We start from the raw sequence: 19,102 nt of genomic DNA, 5'->3' as shown, positions 1-19,102 counted from the left end.
CACATGCCGCACGGCGTCGCGGCACTCACGCCGAGCGCAGCGCCGGAAGCACCTTCTCCGCGAAAGCCTGGATGAACGCGTCCTGCCCGCGGTTGACGTTGTGCAGGTACAGGTGGCTGAAGCCGAGTCGCACGTCCTCCGCCAGCCAGTCCACGTGGCGCTGAAGGCTGGAGGAGATCCGCACGTGGGCCTCCAGGTCCCTGGGCTGCACGGTCTTCGCGAGTTCCTGGAACTGCTCGGGCCGTCGCAGGTCCGTGAGCACGGAGCTGGCGAAGATGTTTGGCGCCCACTGCTCCATCGCGCCCTGGAGCGCCGCCGCTTCTTCGCGGGCCCACGAAAGCTGGACCTTGAGGAACATCGGCTTGCCCTCGCCGCCGCCGCGCCAGAAGGCATCCCGCATCTTCCGCAGTTCAGCCGGTGGCTTGCTCACCGTGATGAGACCGTCCGCCCAGCTTCCCACCCACTCCGCCGTCTCGAGCGTAATCGCCGCGCCCACCAGCAGCGGCGGCTTCGCGGGGCGCGAGTAGAGCTTCGCCTCCTCCACCGTGACGAGCCCCCGGTGTGTCACCCGCTCGCCTCGGAAGAGCGCGCGCATCACCTCCACGCACTCCTTCAGTCGCGCGTTGCGCTGGTCCTTCGCGGGCCAGGGCTCGCCGGTGATGCCCTCGTTGACGAGCTGCCCGCTGCCCAGCGCCGCCCAGGCGCGTCCGGGGAACATCTCCGCGAGCGTGCCCAGCGCCTGCGCGATGATGGCCGGGTGGTAGCGCTGCCCCGGCGCGTTCACCACGCCCACGCTCGCCAGCTTCGTGGTGGCCAGCGCCGCTCCCATCCAGCTCCAGGCGAAGCCGCTCTGTCCCTGCGCCTCGCTCCACGGGTGGAAGTGGTCCGAGTTGAGCGCCGCCATGAAGCCCGCCGCGTCCGCCTGGCGCACGAGGCGCAGCAGCTCGCTCGGGGGGAACTGCTCGTGTGATGCGTGATAGCCGAGGGTGAGCATGTCCCGGCGCAGGTTGGAGCCGCCCTCGCGCTGCCGCGACCGTGCCGTCCTCGCGAGTGTCCGCTGATGGAAGCCCCCGCCCACGGGCTGTGCGCTGGCACACGCACCGCGCACGTCGTGCTGCCGCATTCCGGGCAGACGCCCCACCCTCCCGTCCCGGGAGACAGGATGATTCAGGACCTCTGGTACAAGAACGCCGTCGTCTATTGCCTGGACGTCGAGACGTTCATGGATGGCAACGGCGACGGCGTGGGCGACTTCATCGGGCTCCAGCGGCGACTGGACTACCTGGCGGGCCTGGGCATCACCTGCCTGTGGTTGATGCCCTTCCACCCCTCGCCCAACCGCGACAACGGCTACGACATCACCGACCACTACGGAGTGGACCCGCGGCTGGGCTCGCTGGGGGACTTCGTGGAATTCACCCACCACGCGAAGCAGCGCGGCATGCGCGTCATCATCGACCTGGTCGTCAACCACACCAGCGACAAGCACCCCTGGTTCCAGGCCGCGCGGAAGGACCCGGCCAGCCGCTTCCGCGACTTCTACGTCTGGTCCGACAAGAAGCCGAAGGGCGCGAACAAGGGCATGGTGTTCCCGGGCTCGCAGGAGAGCACGTGGACGTATGACCGGGACGCGAAGGCCTGGTACTTCCACCGCTTCTTCCCCTTCCAGCCCGAGCTGAACGTCGCCAACCCCACCGTGCGTGAGGAGTTGCTCAAGGTGATGGGCTACTGGCTGGAGCTGGGCGTGTCCGGCTTCCGGGTGGACGCGGTGCCCTTCCTCATCGAGCTCAAGGGGCTCAAGAACCACGGCATCAAGGACCCGTACCAACTGCTCAGCGAGATGCGCGAGTTCCTCTCGTGGCGCACCGGGGACGCCATCCTCCTGGCCGAGGCGAACGTCACCATGGACGAGGTGATGAACTTCTTCGGCGCGGACGGAGACCGCATGCAGATGGTCTTCAACTTCGCCGCCAACCAGAACCTCTTCCTCTCACTGGTGACGGAGGACGCCATGCCGCTGGCGGAGGCGCTGGCTTCCGCGCCGCGCCTGCCGCAGACGGCGCAGTGGGCCAACTTCCTGCGCAACCACGACGAGCTGGACCTGGGCCGCCTGCCGGCCACCGGGCGCAAGCGCGTGTTCGCGGAGCTGGGCCCGGAGCCGAAGATGCAGCTCTATGGCCGCGGGCTGCGACGGCGGCTGGCGCCGATGCTGTCCGGAGACCGGCGCCGACTGGAGCTGGCCTTCAGCCTGATGCTGTCCCTGCCGGGCACGCCGGTGCTCTGGTACGGCGACGAGCTGGGCATGGGCGAAGATTTGTCGCAGCACGAGCGCGCGAGCGTGCGCATGCCGATGCAGTGGGCCAATGAGCCACACGCCGGCTTCACCCGCGCGGCCGAGCCCTTCCGGTCCGTGGTGGCGGAGGGTGCCTTCGGCTACCCACGCGTGAATGTGGAGACGCAGCGGAGAGACCCTGCGTCGATGCTCAACTGGATGGAGCGCATGGTGCGCATGCGCAAGGAGTGTCCCGAGCTGGGCTGGGGTGCGTGGAAGCTCCTGCGCGTGAAGCCGGGGAACGTGCTCGCGCTGCGGTACGACTGGAAGGACGAGACACTGGTGACGCTGCACAACCTGTCCGGCAAGGCGTGCGAGGTGAGCTTCAATCCCGGCGGGCCTCCGGCGCGGCTCGTCCATGCGCTGTCGGATGCGCACTCGCAGCCTCTCAAGGGCAGCAGGCACCGCTTGACGCTGGAGGGCTATGGCTACCGGTGGTTCCGCATGGAGCCTGTGAGCTGATGGCGGCGGTACACTGACGAGGCCCGCCCATGACCGTCCGTTTCAATCACACCATCGTCGCCGCGAAGGACAAGGTGCGCTCCGCGCATTTTCTCGCCGAGCTTCTCGGGCTCCCCGAGCCACAACCCTTCGGGCACTTCCTGGCCGTCCAGCTGTCGGATGGAGCAACGCTCGACTACGTCCAGACCCCGGATGACTTCCCGGGCCAGCACTACGCCTTCCTCGTTTCAGAGGACGTGTTCGACGCGCTGATCGCCAGGATTCGAGCCCGGGGAATCCAGCACTGGGCCGACCCGCGCGGCCACCACCCTGGGGAAATCAACACCCACGACGGAGGCCGAGGGGTCTACTTCCAGGACCCATCCGGCCACTACATGGAGGCCATCACCGTCCCGTACGGCGGCTGGAAATGAGCGGGGAGTAGGAGCAGGTTGCTCCGACAGGCAGCGTGCGGCGCCCTGGACGCCGGGGCAGAATGGGTGGCGCATGTCCTCCTCCACGCACCGCGTGCAGCTGCTTCGCGCTCCGGAAGCCGGGCCTCGTTCGGGGACCGCGGCACTCGCTCTGGCCCGTGCGCTCGGCATCCCTCGCGCGGACGCGGCCCTGCTGCTGTCCGCCGCGCCTCGCGTGCTCCCGCGGGGCCTGCCTCTGGACGCGGCGCAGCGCCTTCTGGAGACGCTGCGCGCGGCGGGAGCGGACGGGAGCGTGCTGGAGGCTCCGGCATCCGGGAGCCGGTGCGCCGAGCATCCGTCGCTCGAGGACGAAGGCCCCTGCGAGATATGCGGGGCGCGCATCTGTGCGGTGTGTGTGCTTGCGCGTGGGGCTCGCCGCTGCGGCACCTGTGAGGGACGCCTGGCGCGCTCGCGCCGCTTCCAGCGCCTCCGGGTGGCGGTGCTGCTGACGGGCTTGTGCGTGGCGCTCATCTGGGGCTTCTCCGTGCAGCGACAGCGCGATGCGCGCACCACATGGACGCGGCCACTGCGAGTGGCGGTGGTGCTTCTCGGGGAGGATGACCCGGCGGCCCAGGTGCTGCGTGACGGCATGCCCCGCCTGGAGGCCTGGTTCGCGCGCGAGCACCTGCGCTACCGGCCCGAGGGCCTGAAGCAGCCGGTGCAATTCCAGGTGTTCGGCCCCGTCCGCCCTGAGGCGCCGCTGCCCTGGCCCGAGGACTCCTCCTCCGGCTGGCTTGCCCGGCTGAGCTACGCGCGCACGCTGCAGGGGGCACTCGCGCCACTGGACGCCACGGTGGACCTGGAGCCGCGTGCCTACGACGCGCGGCTGTATGTTGTCGTGGAGTCGGGCACGTCCGGCACCTTCGCGGAAGGCGTAGGTGCCACCGGTGGCGAGCTGGGTCTCGTTCGGGCGCGGGTGCAGGGGGAGGACGCGACGCTGGCCCTGACCGCGCTCGCGCACGAGCTGCTGCACTGCCTGGGGGCCACGGACAAGTACGATGCCCAGGGCCACGCGATGCTGCCCCAGGGACTGGTGGCCCCCGAGCTCGCGCCTGTGTTGCCGCAACAGCAGGCGGAGGTGATGGTGGGCGAAGTGCCGCTGGAGGCCGCAGCGGGCCGGCTGCCCAACAGCCTGGATGAGCTCGCGGTGGGGCCGCACACGGCCGCCGAGGTGCGCTGGGCCGCGCAGTAGCACCTGGGCTCAGCGGCCATCCGGAGGCCTGGAGCTCCCTCCTCGGCTGCTGCGCACCCCGCGGCGGCGGTGAAGCCCGCGCTTTGCCCCGTGGCCCTCCGGGATTCCCACGTCCGTCCTGTGCGGAAAGCCGGCGTCCACCTGCCGGATGACGTTGGAGTTCGACTACCTCACCGGTAGTCTCCGCATGTGCGGTGCGGACCGCCTCACGAGGGACCTCATGGAGTCTGTCGACCTCAATCCGTTGAGCCTGCCCCCGGGGACGCAAATCGGCCCGTGGCGTCTGGTGGACCAGCGCGGCCACGGCGCCTACGGCGTCGTCTACCGCGCCGTGCCCGCCGAGTCGCAGGCCGCGGATGCCGTGGCCCTCAAGCTGGCCCTGTACCCCGGGGATGCGCGCTTCGCGCGTGAGGCCGAGCTGCTCTCCCGCATCCACCACCCCGCCGTCCCCAGCCTGATAGACCATGGCCACTGGCAGCCCCGAAACGGCGTGTCCCATCCCTGGCTCGTCATGGAGTGGGTGGAGGGCCTGCCGCTCTATGAGTGGGCTCAGGCCCAGCGCCCGTCTTCGAGGCAGGTGCTCGAGCTGCTTGCCCGGCTGGCGCGAGCCCTGGACGCCACTCATTCGGCCGGAGGTCTCCACCGGGATGTGAAGGGTGACAACATCCGCGTCCGGCGGGCAGACGACCTGGCCGTCCTCCTGGACTTCGGCTCCGGACACCACCTGGGGGCCGCTACGCTGACGTGGCAGCCCTTTGCGCCTGGCACCTCGTTCTACCGCGCGCCCGAGGCGTGGCGCTTCGTCCTCGGCTCCCGCAAGACTCGTCGCAAGCCTCCCGCGGTCGCGTATCCCCCGGGGCCCTCGGATGACGTCTTCGCGCTGGGTGTCACTGCCTATCGACTGGTGACTGGGAAGTACCCACCTTCGGCGCATCCGTGGGAAGAGGATGTGTGGCTCTGGCGCCCCGAGGAGCTGGCGGCCTGGGCGGCGCGAGTCATCAACCCCCGCTGCAGTGCGGAACTGAGCGCGCTGGTGTCTTGGATGCTCTCGGAGCGCCCCGAGGCGCGAGGGAGCGCGCGGGAGGTGGCGGAAGCACTCGAACGGGCTGCGCGCAGTGCGGGGCGCGAAGCGGACGTGCCGCTCTTCACGGGAGAAGAACCGAGGCCCGCGGGCCTCTTTCCCATTCCTCAGCGCGTCACGGTGGTGCGTCCGCATCCTCGCGTGCGGACGCGGCCCTGGTTCGCGGCCACCTGCCTCGGAGGCGCACTGGCGCTGAGCGCTGGGGGACTGATGAGCGTGAGTGGCTCCGAGGAGCCCGCGACGCCCCAGCTTGCGGAGCAGGACGAGGCAAGGGATGCCGGCACCGTGGCAGTGGGGGACTCGGCACTGACGGCGCCGGTGGCGCTCGAGCGAGCCCCCTCCGCGTGGTCATCCATCACGGTCGACGTGCCACCGAAGCCCTTCTCAGGGCAACGGCGCCCGGACGGCAATGGCCGCTGTCCCAGCAAGGTGCAGCTCGCCATCAACGGCGGTTGTTGGACGAAGCTGCCTGCGGACGTGAAGGACTGTGATGATTATTGGGGCGGCGTTGAGTACCGAGGCGCGTGCTACATCCCCGTCATGATTCGGCAACGCCCTTCCACCTCGGACCCCGCCAAGCGAGACGACAGTCCATAGCCAGTTGCTCCAGAGCGCGACGAGTGCTCCCGGCCGGTGCGGCGGTCAGGCCTTCACCTTTCTTCACACCCGCGGCAGCAATGCGCCCCGGAAGGGCCGCGTAGGCTGTGCATGAACCTGAACGCGAAGCCCTTCCTCCTTCTCGGGCCGCTGCTCCTGGGAGTCGTCTCCGCCCAGGCATGCGCGGTGCCCAGGACTCCCGCCATGTCCCAGCCGTCGCTCACACTGTCTCCGCAGGATGAACAGGCCCTCCGGGCCCTCATGACCGAGCTGGACCAGCGCTGGCATCAGCGAGACCTGCCCGCGTACCTCGCGCACTTCTCCGAGGACGCCGACTTCGTGAACCGCGCGGGCACCTGGTTCCGGGGCAGGGCCGCCCTCCAGCAGCAGCTCCAGTGGCTCGTGGAAAAGGGGCGCCCGGAGATGTTCGCCATGCGGACGGACCTCGAGGCCGTTCGCGCTGTTGCCCCCGGGGTGTTCGTCCTCATCCAGCACCGGGATGAGAACGTGCGGAAGTCCCGCGCCACGTTCGTCATCACCCGGACTGGCGATGTGCTCCGCGTGCAGTCCGTCAGCATCGCCCCGGTAGAGCCGCCTTCTCCCCAGGCGCCACCGCAGACGACCCTTCGTTGACCCGCGGTATCCCCTGCCGCCCCGGGCGGTGACGCGGCCGCGACTTCAAGCCCGGCGTAGCACCCGGCCCGTCGTGGGCGGCAGGACTCCCAACGACAACCGTCCTCCTCGCAGCGAGAACCGCCGCGTCGGCTCCAGCAGGTCGAACCACTCCCCTTCCACGACCCCCGGCATCGCCAGCTCCACGAGGTCCGAGGGCTTGTCCGATGCATTCACCGCCACGACCACGCTCTCGGTCCCCAGCTCCCGTGCGTAGGCGAGCTGCTCGGAGCGCACGAGAAGTTCCCGATAGCTCCCGCGCCTGAGCACCTCGTGCTGGTGCCGGAGTTCGGCGTAGCGAGCAATCGCCGCGCGCAACCCGGGCGGCTGGTCCGGAGGTCCTGGCGGCTCGGGAAGTGGCGGACGCAGCGGCCTGTCATCACCGCCCTCCTTGCGTCCCTGCTGGCCCCACTCACTGCCGTAATAGAGGGACGGGATTCCCGGCAGCGTGAAGAGCAGCAGGTAGAGCAGCGGAAGATGGCGGGGCTCCTTGAGGAGGATCGCGGCCCGATTCACGTCGTGGTTGTCCGCGAAGGTGTAGAGCGTGAGCGCCTCGTACATCCCCTCGCCCGCGGCGTACTGGCGCTTCAGCGTGTGGGCCAGCTCGAAGTAGTTCCTGTCGTTGTGGCTGGACCAGAGCGCCTTCCACAGCGCGTAGTCCGTCGTGGAGTGCAGCCGCCCGGGCCGGACCCAATTGCGGTAGTCGCCGTGGATGACCTCGCCCATCAGCCAGAGCTTCCGCTCCAGCCCGGCGCAGAAGGCATGCAGCCCGTCGAAGAAGTCCAGGTCGATGGAGTCCGCTGCGTCCAGCCGCAGGCCGTCGATGCCGAAGCGCGCCACCCAATGGGACACGGCGTCGAAGAGGTGCCGGCGGACCGCGTCCTGGCGCAGGTCCAGCTTCACCAGCTCCTCCACGCCATTCCATCCCTGGTACACGAACGGATCGCCAAAGCGGTTGCGCGCGCCGAAGCGCAGGCCCGCGAACCAGTTCCGGTATTGCGACGCCTCGCCCTTCTCGCGCACGTCCCGGAACGCCCAGAAGGCCCGCCCCACGTGGTGGAAGACGGCATCCACCACCACCTTCATCCCTCGCGTGTGCAGCCCGTCCACCAGGCGGGCGAGCGCCGCGTCATCGCCCAGACGCCGGTCCACGCTGAAGTAGTCCGCCGTGTCGTAGCCGTGCGTGGACGACTCGAAGACGGGGCCCAGGTAGACGGCGTTGACACCCAGCGCGGCCCACGCGTCCAGCCACGGCAGCAGCCGGTCCAGCCTCGCGGCGGGCACGCTCTGGAAGTCATTCGTGGCGGGAGCTCCGCAGGCCCCCAGCGGGTACACGTGCATGAAGTCGGCGTCGTGTACCCAGGCGGGCTCGGGGAGCAGGTTTTCGGGAGGCATCACCCATGGGTGCGCACCCGGGTGGCCAGCCTCAACGCTCCGGGGCAAGGTGTGCCCTGCTGCCTGCCCTACGCCTTGCCAGCTGAGCGGTCCGCGGGCAATGTGCCCGCCCATGGCGTCCTCCGACTCCATCGAGACCCAGGATGCCCGGTCAAGGGCAGCTCCGGACGAGCACGGGTCCCTGCTCGTCCTGGAGGGTGACTCCTCGGAGTTCCGCCTGCTGCCACGCAGCGGCACGCTCCTCATCGGCCGCTCTTCGAGCGCGGACATCCGCGTCGAGGACCTCTCCGTCAGCCGCGAGCATGCACGCATCACGGTGAAGGAGGGGGAGACCTGGATCGCCGACCTCGACAGCCACAATGGCATCCAGGTCAACGGCCGGAGCGTGAGGGGTCCGCAGCTCCTCCAGAGTGGCGCCGTGGTGGCGCTTGGCAACGTCATCCTCGTCTTTCCCTACAGAAAGGAGGAGCAGCACGCCCGGCCCGCGCTGGATGCCGCGGCCCTGCGCGTCCGGCTGGCCGAGGAGCTGGACCGCGTACGCAGCTACGAGCGCACGGTGAGCGTCTGCGCGCTGGAGCTCGGAGTCTCCAGCGTTCCGCCCGCGGAGCTGGTGCGCGCGGCCAGCGATGCGCTGCGGCCCATGGACCTCGTCGCCCAGGTGGGGACCTCGCTGATGGTCGTCCTCCCCGAGCTCGAGGGAGAGGAGGCCGAGGAGGTGGCCCGGGGACTCCTCGAGGTGCTCTCGCCGCGGGTGTCCCAGGTCCGCGCGGGGCTGGTCACCGCTCCCCAGGACGGCTTGAACCCCGAGGCGCTCCTGGCCGCCGCCCAGGCCGCGGCACTGAAGGCGCAGCCGGGCCACCTGTGCGTCAGCGGACCGGGCCTCCACTGGCTCCGGCTGGGCACCCACTCCGTGCTGGTGGCGGACTCCGTCATGGTGGAGCTCTTCAACCAGCTCCGCCGTCTCGCGGCCAGTCACATCAACATCCTCATCCACGGGGAGACGGGGGCCGGAAAGGAGAACGCGGCCTGGGCCGTCCATCACTGGTCTCCCCGGGCGGGTGGCCCCTTCGTGGTGCGCAACTGCGCCACGCTGTCCAGGGAGCTCGCGGAGAGCGAGCTGTTCGGCCATGAGCGGGGCGCCTTCACCGGCGCGGACCGGGCCCGTGAGGGCGTGTTCGAGCAGGCCAGCGGCGGCACCCTCTTCCTGGACGAGGTGGCGGAGCTGTCCCTGGAGATCCAGGCCAAGCTGCTACGGGCACTGGAGCAGCAGCGCATCACCCGCCTGGGAGGCTCGCGAGAGCGTGAGGTCGACGTCCGCGTGGTGGCGGCCACCCACCGGGTGCTGACCGAGGAGGTGCAGGCCGGCCGCTTCCGCCAGGACCTGTACTACCGCCTCTCGGCGGCGCGGGTGATGCTGCCTCCTCTCCGGGACCGGCCCCGCGAGCTGCCGCTGCTGGCCAACGCCTTCCTGGCGCAGGCCTGCCAGCGCGCGGGCCGCCCTCCACCGCACCTCTCCGCCGCCGCCATGGGAGCGCTCGGCGCCTTCGGCTGGCCCGGCAACGTGCGCGAGCTGAAGAACGCCATGGAGAACGTGGCCGCCACCTGCCCTGGCCCCATCGTCGAGCCCTCGCACCTTCCCGAGCCCCTCTACCGTGCCCCGGCCGCGTCCCCGGCGCCCGAGCCTCCCCAGCCACGACAGGACGCTGCCGCGGACACGCCCCCAGGGCCCCCCCGCCGCACCTTCCGTCCCCTGGCCGAGGAGGTCCACGAGCTCGAGCGCCAGCGCATCCTGGAGGCGCTGGAGACCACGGGCGGAGTACAGACGCGCGCCGCACAGCTCATCGGCATGCCGCTGAGGACCTTCGCCTTCAAGCTCAAGCGGTACAGGATTTCCTCCCGCGGTGGAGGCACGGCTCCGTGACGGGTGGCCGGCACCTGCTCCACCGCTGGCATGGTTCTGGCTGATGAGCCACCACCGGTGAAGGCGGCGGCACCCGCGACACGGCGGGGCTGCTCGAGTCCTCGCCATCGTTCAGGAAGGTTCGGCAATGGAGAAGAGGAAATGGCTCGGCTGGGTGATGACGGTGCTGATGGCCGCTGGGAGCAGCGGGTGCTTCTCGTCCGAAGCGCGCAGGCAGGACCCCGGCCCTTCGCAGCCGCCACCGAAGGACTCCTCCGAGCCCCTGCCAGTGGGAACCTGCCGTGGCGATGACTGTGAGGTGGACCGGAGCGCGCTCGCACTCCCCGACCACTGCCCTACCGGCCAATGCGACCCGGACGCCAACGGCCAGGGCATCTTCATCGCGGGGGGCTGGGGCTACTGCCTCCGCTACATGGGGAGCCTGGCCTACTGTCCCGAGGCCTTTGCCAATAGCCCCGCAGGGGTCGTGCTCAAGGTCCGATACCTGAGCAACCCCACCCGGCTCGTCGACACCCGGGTCGGCATCCGCCGGCGCTCCGGGACCCCGGGCAGCAGTGCCGATGCGCTGGAGCTGCTCAGCGTCAGCAGCGAGGGCACCGAGCTCGTCATCCGCTACCGCACGCGCGACAGGCAGGTGGTCGCCGCGAGGGGCGCCGACCTGTCCGGCCTGGAGCTCACGTTCTCCGTTGATGACCCCGACATCGGAGACATTCCGCAGCCCTACGACCTGCGAGTGGAGGCCGTCCCGCGCGAAGGCACCGCCGCGAAGGGCCCCTCCCGCTACAAGCTCTCCTATGCCACCACCACCGCGTGGCAGCCCCACTGTGATGGTGAGCCGGTCACCTTCCTGGGAGGAAGGCAGGTCGACGGCCTGCGGGCGTCGGTCGTCCTCAACCATGACAGCCTGAGTCTGACGACCCTGAGCTGCGAGTCGGGCGCCGTCGCCACCTGCCTGGCATGGGGCTATCTCCCCTGGAATCCCTCCACGGGCCGGGACGACCCGACGCGCGACTACCTCTTCCGCTCCTGCATCCAGGCCAAGCGCGCCGCCTACTTCGTCGGGCAGGGCGATCTCCGGAGCTACACCCGGAGCGGCACCCTCATCGACAAGCGGGACCAGCTCGGAATCAACCGGGATCGGCTCGCGCGTCCCGAGGCCATCTGGAGCCCCCAGGGCGCGGTGTGCCTCAACCCGGAGAACCTCCGCAGGCCGGAGCTCGGCGCCGCCGCCAATACCCACGGCCTGAGGCCCTGCACGCCCCTGGAGTGGAGCCGGCGGGGAAAGCTCGCCACGGGCCCGGCAACGCCCTAGCGCGCCCGCCGCGGGCCTCAGGGCCCGGAGGCCAGCGCCTGCGTGTCGCGCACCAGCGCCTCGTACTCCCGCCGGAGGAGCGGGTTGAGCTCGAAGGCCCGCGCGAGCGCCGCGCGGGCCTGGCGGATGAGCTCGAGGCGCTCCGCCGCTCCAGGCAGCGTCCGTGCGCGGCCCAGCAGCAGCCCCCCGCGAACGGCGTGGGCCTCCGCCAGGTCCGGAGCGAGCCGGAGCGCGAGGTCCACCTGCGCCAGCCCCTCGGTGATGGCCGGGAGCGCCTGGGCCGCCGGCTGCGCTTCGGACAGCCGCCAGCAGACCCGCGCCAGCTCCTGGTGCGCCTCGAAGTAGGGGTACAGCGCCACGGCCCGGCGGGCCTCGGTGAGCGCCTGCTGGAGGACCGGCACGGGACTCCTTCCCCGCCGCGCCGCCCAGGTGGCCTCGACCAGTCCCAGCCGGGCGCCGGCGATGTGGCAGTCGGCGCAGCGCGAGTCATACCGGTAGGCCTCCTGCAAGGCCTGCCGCCCCGCCGCGAGCTCGGAGCCGGGCTCTCCGCGCTCCATCAGCGCATGGACCGCCTCCAGCTCGTGCCCCATGGCGAGGTAGAGGTACGTCCGTCCAAAGGCCGGGTTGATGCTCTTCGAGCGAGCGAGGTGATGGGACGCCCGCTCCAGCACCTCGCGCGGGTCGGCGCCCACGGCGAGGAGATGCCGCGCGTGGAGGAGCTCCGCGAGCGCGACATGGTTCAGCGCCGAGTAGAAGTTGCCGTCCAGGGCGAGCGCCCGCGCGCCGGCCTCGCGCGCCTTCTGGAGCTCCGCCCCCGGGTCGAGCCCGCGTGAGAGGAGGTACGCGGCGGCCGCGGTGGACAGGTCCGCGAGGTTCGAGTGCGCGAAGAGGTACTTCGGGTCGCTGCGCACCGCCTGCTCGAGATGGCGCGCGGCCTGCGCGTAGGCCTCACGCGGGTCCTGGCCGTGCTCCCGCTGATGGTTGCCCCTCCAGCGGAAGACGAGCGCGAGGTCATTGAGCCCCCACGGATAGTCGGGCTCGAGCTCGAGCGCGCGCGTCAGCCAGGTGATGGCCTCGTCCCAGGCGGGATTCGGCTCTCTGCCCTCGCGCGCGTCCTGGAGCCCGCGCATGAAGTGGCCATAGCCCAGGGTGTCGTAGGCCTGGACATCGCCGGGGTCCAGCTTCGCGGCCTGGGCGGCGGTCGCAATCCAGTCGGCGAGGATGGGCTTCGGGTCCTGGCCGCCTTCCTGGAAGTTCATCAGCCGGTACCAGTGCATCAGCAGCCAGGCCTTCTTGGTGTACCCCCGCGCGCGCCGGGGAGCCGCCTGGAGGACCTGGTCCCCCAGCGCCAGGGCCTTCTCCAGCGCCTCCTTCCGCGAGCGCCCCTGCCGCTTGTCCAGCTCCGCCAGTTGCAGCCACACCTCCGCGAGCGCTTCGTAGTTGCGCACGTCGCTCCGCCCCTGGGCGAGCGCCTGCTCGTACAGGCCCAGGGCGCGCTGGAAGGTGGCGCGCGCCGCGTCGTACTCGCCCCGCTCCAGCTGCTCCATCGCCTGGGCATGGGCCACATCCCCGGCGAGCTTCCGGGCCTCGTACATCCACGGCGCCTCCTCCGAGGCCAGGGCCGCCGCCCGCGCTGCCGCGTCATATTGCCGGCGGTAGAGGGCGATGAGCCCCTCGAGGTAGCGAGGCGACTCCAGCTGGAGCCCCCGGCTGCGCTCGAGCGACTCCAGCGCCGGCACGAGGAACCGCCGCTCGAGCACCCGCTGCCGCTCGGCCACCCACTCCCCGCCCCCCTTGCGCCGCGCATCCTCCAGGGCCTGGTGGTACAGCTCGCCGAGCACACGGCCTCGCGCGTAGTGCAGCTCGCGCGAGTCCATGCCCTGCTCCTGCGCCCGCGTCAGCTCCTGGAGGGCCTGCTCCAGCTCGTGCATCGCCAGGTGGCCGCGTCCCAGCGCGTAGTGCACCGCGCCCTCGCCCTGGGCGCCCAGCTCGTGCGGGAGCGCGGAGATCTGCGCCATGCGCTCGCGGACGAGCTGCTGCTCGCGCTGGGAGTCATGCAGCGGCATCATGTAGGCCGCGCGCAGGAACCATTCGATCTCCTTCATCTGCTGCCCCAGCTGGCCAGCCAGCAGCGCGCGGCTGGCGGACTGCTGCTCGGCGTGCCGGGCCCTGAGCCCCGAGCGCACGCCGACGATGGCCAGCACCAGGATGCTCGCCAGCGACACCGCCGAGACGGCCACGAGCGAGCGGTGCTTCCGGGCGCGCTGCCGCAACCGGTAGAGCAGGCCCGGCCGCTGCCCCAGGATGGGCTCGCCGTCGATGTACCGCCCCAGGTCCTCCGCGAGCGCCCGGGCGGACGGGTAGCGCTGGCCCGGGTCCTTGCTCAGGCACTTGAGGGTGATGGTCTCCAGCTCCACCGCGAGCGAGGGCACGCGCGCGCGCAGGGGCGGCGGCTCCTCGTGGAGCACCTTCGCCAGCGTGCCGGCCACCGTGGCGCCGACGAAGGGCGGCATGCCCCCGAGCAGCTCGTAGAGCGTGGCGCCCAGGCTGTAGACATCCGAGCGGCGGTCGATGGCCGGCACGTCGCCCCGGGCCTGCTCCGGCGCCATGTACGCGGGCGTGCCGAGCAACGCGCCACTTTCGGTGAGGCCGTGCTCCTGGCTGAGCTCGTGCGCCAGGCCGAAGTCCATCACCATGGGGACGCAGCGCCCGTCGTCCTCCCGGGTGACCATGATGTTGGCGGGCTTCAGGTCCCGGTGGATGAGGCCCAGCCGGTGTGCCTCGTGGACCGCCGCGGCCACCTCCCGCATCACCTGCACCTTTTCGTGCGGGGACATCCCGGCGGAGGCATGGTCAAGCCGCTGCCCGTCGACGAGCTGCATGGCGATATAGGCCTTCTCGCCCACCTCGCCGGTCTCCAGGACCCTGCACACGTTGGGGTGGTCGATGCGCGCCAGCGCGCGGGCTTCCTGGAGCAAGCGCCTGGCCCTGCGAGGGTCATCCCCACGGATGAACTTGAGCGCGACGAGCCGGCCCAGGCGCCTGTCACGGGCCTTGTAGACGTCTCCCATGCCTCCGCGGCCGAGCCGCCCGAGGAGCTCATACCGCTCCCAGTTGGAGAGGGGGAGCGCCTCGTCCGCGTCCGGGGCGGGTGGGGTTGCCGGAGTCTCCGCCTCCTGGGAGCCCTTCTCCGCGGCAACGGAGACGGTCGGCAGGATCTCGCGGCGCGAGCCATCCGCCGCGGTCGGGCCCCGAGGCCGTTCACCCTTGCCAGAAGCCGGCATGGCCCCACGTTACCCCACGCCGGACCGGCGACGACATGCCCCGCTCGTGCCGACGGGCCTGTGCAACTGTTGCACAGGCCCGCCGGAGCGGGACGGCAAGTGTTGCAAAGCAATGCAAGGCTGGCACGAGCACCGGCTGCGGAGCGGCCCATGGACCGCGGCTCGCGCCCTCCAACCACGGCACGAGGGTTGCTCTTCCCGAGGGAGATCCACCGCGGATCGACTCGACGGCCCCCCCTGAGCGGGGCCGTCCACCCACGAGGAGAACACATGAGGACACGCAGTTGTCGTTCCGGCCTTGGAAGCATGCTCGCCCTGACCCTTGCGCTCGCCATGGGGTGCGGCGGCGTCGACGACGCCACGACTCCGGACCTGGAGGAGTCTGGCCGGGGGACCGACGTTCCAGAAGAGGTGACCACGACGGAGCAGGCCCTCACGGTCTTCTACGGCACCCACAACCATGGTGGCGACCTGTTCCCCGGGGAGTACGAAATCCTCATGGGCACGGCCTGTGGGGGGGACTACGTGCGCAACTTCTTCAACGTGTGGAACGTCGGGAATGGCAGCTGCTCTGCCATCGACTGGGCCTCGCCCGACGCCAGGGATTGCCGTGTCCGCGTGCGCATCAATCGCTCCGGCGGCTACGCCAATGGCACGTGCCACGTCCAGGTCGACGCGTCGCCCCTCAGTGAGATCTGCGGCGCGCACGACAAGTGCGCCACGGGCACGAAGCTGCATCCGCTCTGCGGCAGCGCCGTGTCGGCGGTCTGCGCCGCCGACCCGTTCTGCTGCAACAACTCGTGGGACTCCCTCTGCGTGAACAAGGTCTTCTCGGTGGGCAACAGCATGGCGTGTGTGAGAAACAGCTGCTCGCATACGCTGTGCACGACCGGCGGCCCGCTGACCTCCAACTGCGACGCCCCGACGCTCTCACCGAGCTGCGTGTCGCGCATCTGCGCGGCCGACCCGTACTGCTGCAACAACGCCTGGGACAACACCTGCAAGAACGCGGTCTCCAGCGTCTGCGGCAAGACCTGCAACTGATCCACTCGCGCGTCGTTCCCGGCGCACGAAGTGCGCCTTCTCTGGAGACATCATGTTCAAGCACGGAAGTTACGAAGGACAAGCATCCTCACGCCCACGACTGTCGTGGACGCATGGCCTCGCGCTCGCAGCCGCATTGACCTCGGGCTGTATGCTCGGCGCGGGCCAGGAGGCCGAGCTCGCTGACGACGCGTTCGACGGCGACGAATCCGTCGGGAGCGCGAGCGAACCGCTGATTGGAGGGACGGCGGGCCACCGGCCTGAGCTGGTGGATTTTCTGGGCGGATGCACTGGCACGCTCATCGGACCCAACTGGGTTCTCGCCGCTGCGCACTGTTGGAATCATCAAGAAGCCATCAACGACCCGTTGAACCGTGACACCGGGTTCGTCGTCAGGACTTCGACCGACGGCGTCAACTGGGGCACGATGGGCGGCGCCGTCTTCGTCGTCGACCGCATCTTCGACTTCAGCTCGGATACGCTCCTCGGAGCTCCGGACGTCGTGCTGGCGCGACTGGCGACCTCGGTCCCGTCGACCTTCATCAGCACGTTCCCGACGCTCGCGACCGCGATGCCGGCGACGGGCGCGACCGTGACGATCTGGGGCAAGGGCTGCACCAACTGGGACACCGGTGCCGGTAGCGGGACGATGCGCTTCTTCCAGGGTGCGTTCGGCAGCACGCAGGCGCTCTGCAGGGGCGATTCGGGCGGACCTGCGCGGCTCGGCACCGCGAGCTCGGGCGGAGCGATATGGGGTGTCAACAGCGGAGTGGGTGACATCTTCGGCAACGTCGTGCAGGTCCGCACGCAAATCCAGAACATCATGGCGACGTGGGGCACGACGACGAGCGACATCTCGTTCTCGAGCACGTGGTGCCCGAGCGCGGCCCAGTTGTACTGGGCGGACCCCGACGGCGACGGCGATCTCGATGCCATCTGCGCCGACCCTGCTGCCGGGGTGGTGCGCTTCGCGCGAAACACGAATCGGCGAGTCGTCGCGAGCGGCACCGTCGCGAGTACGCACTGCGCTTCCTCGGACAGCGAGGTCTACGTCGGAGACTTCAACAACGACGACCGCTCCGACATCGCGTGCCGGCGTCCTTCGGTGCAGGGCTTCCAGGTGCTGTTCGGCCAGACGGACGGGACGTACTCCGGCGGTTGGATCCGAAACGACGTCGTCTACTGCACGCACGCGAACGCCCAGCTCTACACCGGTGACTTCAACGGGGATGGGCGCACCGACCTGCTCTGCAAGGATCCGGACCGGATCTGGATCGACTACGCAGCGGCGGATGGAACGTTCGACTTCGTCACGTACTCGGACGAGTATCTGTACACGGTGTACTGCACACATGCCGGCGCGAAGCTCTACCTCGGCGACTTCAATGGTGACCGTCGCACCGACCTCCTCTGTGTGACTCGAAGCAACGGAGATCTCCAGGTTGATTTCGCGGCCGCGAGTGGGTTCCCGTTCACCAATATCGACTCTCACATCTATGTCGGCGAGAGCCCGGGCATTCCCTCTGATGCGTGCAAAGCCGGCGACAAACTCTCCATCATGGACGCCGACGCGGACGGGCGAAGCGACTTGTACTGTGTGAAAGGTACGACGGGCTCCAGCTGGGGCGGCTCGGTTCGGTCATCGGCGGCAGGCGCGGTTCCCTTCATCACCTTCGACCCGGCTCCGAACGGCTTCACCGAGCGCTACGGCTGGTCCCGCAGCGTTCGCCCGCGGCTTCTCGACGCGACCCGCAACGCCTCGCAGCCGTGGCAGCGATTCCTCTCACTCTGACCCGGCTCTGCAGGCAGGCCGGCGCCCTCAGTCCGGCTTCGGCCCTGCCCCCCGTGCGCGCCCCCTCCCCGCTCCTCCGGGGAGGGGGCGCGCTCCTGTGCAGGGGGCCGTCCCTTGCGCCACTCGTAGAGCGTTGGCCCCGGTTGGCCCGCCTCAACGCTCCGCGGCAAGGTGTGCTCTATTGCCTGCCCTACAGCCCCTCGGACAGGAGACCGCCCGGTGAAATCGCTCCCCCTGCTTGCCGCCCTCTTCGCCTGCGCCGCCGTGCCCGGCGGTGGTGCCCTCGCGGCGGAGCCGCCCTCCCCCGTCCTCGGCGGCATCGACGCCATCTATCCCGACCTGGATGCGCTCTACCGCGACCTGCACCAGTCGCCCGAGCTGTCGCAACAGGAAGAGAAGACGGCGGCGAAGCTCGCGGAGCGCCTGCGCAAGCTGGGCTACGAGGTGACGCCGAAGGTGGGCGGCCACGGCATCGTCGCGCTGCTCCGCAACGGCAAGGGCCCCACCGTGATGCTGCGCACGGACCTGGATGCGCTGCCGGTGGAGGAGAAGACGGGGCTGCCCTACGCCAGCCAGGTGAAGGTGAAGGACGCGTCGGGAAGCACGGTGTCGGTGATGCACGCGTGCGGACATGACGTGCACATGACGTCGTGGCTGGGGACGGCCACGCTGCTCGCGAAGTCGAAGGACAAGTGGCGCGGCACGGTGATGCTGGTGGGGCAGCCAGCCGAGGAGCTTGGCGCGGGCGCCCGGGCCATGCTGGCGGACGGCCTCTTCAAGCGCTTCCCCAAGCCGGACTTCGCCGTCGCCATGCACACCGTGGGCACCGCGGCGTCGGGGACGGTGCAGTTCACCCCCGGCTATTCGATGGCGAGCGTGGACTCCATCGACATCACGCTCTACGGCAAGGGCGGGCACGGCGCGTATCCGCACACCACGGTGGACCCGGTGGTGATGGCGGCGCGCACCATCCTCTCGCTGCAGACGCTCATCAGCCGCGAGAAACACCCGCTGGAGCCCGCGGTGCTGACGGTGGGCTCCATCCACGGCGGCACCAAGCACAACATCATCCCGGACGACGTGAAGCTCCAGCTCACGCTGCGCACGTACAAGCCCGAGGTGCGAAAGGTCCTGCTGGCCGGCATCGAGCGCGTGACGAAGGCGGAGGCCCTGGCCGCCAACGCGCCCCGCACGCCCGACATCGCCGTCACCGAGGGCACGCCCGCGAACTTCAACGACCCGGAGTTGACGAAGCGGCTGGTGGGCGCGGTGGGCCGCGTACTCGGCCCGCAGAACCTGAGTGAAACGCAGCCCGTCATGGGCGGCGAGGACTTCGCCGAGTACGGCCGCACGGGCATTCCCGCCGTCATGCTCTGGCTCGGCATCACCGAGCCCAAGCGCCTCGCCCAGGCCCAGGCCGCGGGAGAAGCGCTGCCCTCCGCGCACTCGCCCCTCTATGCGCCGGACCGCGAGCGCTCGCTGCGCACCGGTGTCACCACGCTGACCACCGCCGCGCTGGAGCTGCTCGGCAAACCCTGAAGCGGGAGCCGGACGCCACGGGCTTCA

Annotated in this window: 13 protein-coding genes; 10 read left to right on the top strand and 3 right to left on the bottom strand. The window is 70.2% G+C overall.

All coding sequences use genetic code 11. From position 1 onward, the window contains the following. Nucleotides 1-25: 25 nt before the first annotated feature. Nucleotides 26-1,123 carry a TIGR03885 family FMN-dependent LLM class oxidoreductase gene (locus OV427_RS37150; RefSeq protein ID WP_267860966.1) on the bottom strand — a complete coding sequence of 366 codons (1,098 nt, stop codon included), beginning with the start codon at nt 1,121-1,123 and terminating at the stop codon, nt 26-28. 39 nt (nt 1,124-1,162) lie between these two features. Between OV427_RS37150 and OV427_RS37145 the strand changes: the two genes are divergently transcribed. The 5 genes from OV427_RS37145 to OV427_RS37125 all read left to right on the top strand — a co-directional run bounded on the left by OV427_RS37145 (nt 1,163) and on the right by OV427_RS37125 (nt 6,749). Next, nucleotides 1,163-2,794, top strand: a complete 1,632-nt coding sequence (locus OV427_RS37145) for an alpha-amylase family protein (protein WP_267860965.1) — start codon at nt 1,163-1,165, stop codon at nt 2,792-2,794. A gap of 29 nt (nt 2,795-2,823) precedes the next feature. After that, on the top strand, nt 2,824-3,207 hold the full coding sequence (locus OV427_RS37140; protein WP_267860964.1) for a VOC family protein: 384 nt from the start codon (nt 2,824-2,826) through the stop codon (nt 3,205-3,207). A gap of 73 nt (nt 3,208-3,280) precedes the next feature. Continuing rightward, nucleotides 3,281-4,438: a hypothetical protein gene (locus tag OV427_RS37135; protein ID WP_267860963.1), complete on the top strand. Its 1,158-nt coding sequence runs from the start codon at nt 3,281-3,283 to the stop codon at nt 4,436-4,438. A 220-nt stretch (nt 4,439-4,658) separates the two neighbouring features. After that, nucleotides 4,659-6,116: a serine/threonine protein kinase gene (locus tag OV427_RS37130; RefSeq protein WP_267860962.1), complete on the top strand. Its 1,458-nt coding sequence runs from the start codon at nt 4,659-4,661 to the stop codon at nt 6,114-6,116. 111 nt (nt 6,117-6,227) lie between these two features. Continuing rightward, on the top strand, nt 6,228-6,749 hold the full coding sequence (locus OV427_RS37125) for a YybH family protein (protein ID WP_267860961.1): 522 nt from the start codon (nt 6,228-6,230) through the stop codon (nt 6,747-6,749). A gap of 45 nt (nt 6,750-6,794) precedes the next feature. On the opposite strand, the gene OV427_RS37120 is transcribed toward OV427_RS37125, so the two are convergent. After that, entirely contained in the window at nt 6,795-8,183 is a 1,389-nt protein-coding gene (locus OV427_RS37120; protein ID WP_267863530.1) for an alpha-amylase family glycosyl hydrolase, read from the bottom strand. Between the two features lie 112 nt (nt 8,184-8,295). Between OV427_RS37120 and OV427_RS37115 the strand changes: the two genes are divergently transcribed. Continuing rightward, on the top strand, nt 8,296-10,104 hold the full coding sequence (locus tag OV427_RS37115) for a sigma 54-interacting transcriptional regulator (RefSeq protein ID WP_267860960.1): 1,809 nt from the start codon (nt 8,296-8,298) through the stop codon (nt 10,102-10,104). A gap of 127 nt (nt 10,105-10,231) precedes the next feature. Further along, complete coding sequence (locus OV427_RS37110) at nt 10,232-11,416, top strand: ADYC domain-containing protein (RefSeq protein ID WP_267860959.1); 1,185 nt, start codon at nt 10,232-10,234, stop codon at nt 11,414-11,416. A gap of 17 nt (nt 11,417-11,433) precedes the next feature. Here OV427_RS37110 and OV427_RS37105 read toward each other — a convergent pair whose 3' ends face one another. Continuing rightward, a complete protein-coding gene (locus OV427_RS37105; protein WP_267860958.1) occupies nt 11,434-14,700 on the bottom strand; it encodes a serine/threonine-protein kinase in 3,267 nt (1,088 codons plus the stop codon). 306 nt (nt 14,701-15,006) lie between these two features. Between OV427_RS37105 and OV427_RS37100 the strand changes: the two genes are divergently transcribed. The 3 genes from OV427_RS37100 (at nt 15,007) to OV427_RS37090 (ending at nt 19,075) form a co-directional block, all read left to right on the top strand. Then, nucleotides 15,007-15,744, top strand: a complete 738-nt coding sequence (locus OV427_RS37100) for a hypothetical protein (RefSeq protein ID WP_267860957.1) — start codon at nt 15,007-15,009, stop codon at nt 15,742-15,744. Between the two features lie 52 nt (nt 15,745-15,796). Next, on the top strand, nt 15,797-17,536 hold the full coding sequence (locus OV427_RS37095) for an FG-GAP-like repeat-containing protein (RefSeq protein ID WP_267860956.1): 1,740 nt from the start codon (nt 15,797-15,799) through the stop codon (nt 17,534-17,536). A 219-nt stretch (nt 17,537-17,755) separates the two neighbouring features. Further along, entirely contained in the window at nt 17,756-19,075 is a 1,320-nt protein-coding gene (locus tag OV427_RS37090) for an amidohydrolase (protein ID WP_267860955.1), read from the top strand. Nucleotides 19,076-19,102 lie beyond the last annotated feature (27 nt).

Source organism: Pyxidicoccus sp. MSG2 (assembly GCF_026626705.1).
Lineage (GTDB): Bacteria > Myxococcota > Myxococcia > Myxococcales > Myxococcaceae > Myxococcus.
Note: the sequence above shows the minus strand (reverse complement) of the source record. Positions and strands in the feature narration are given on the sequence as shown.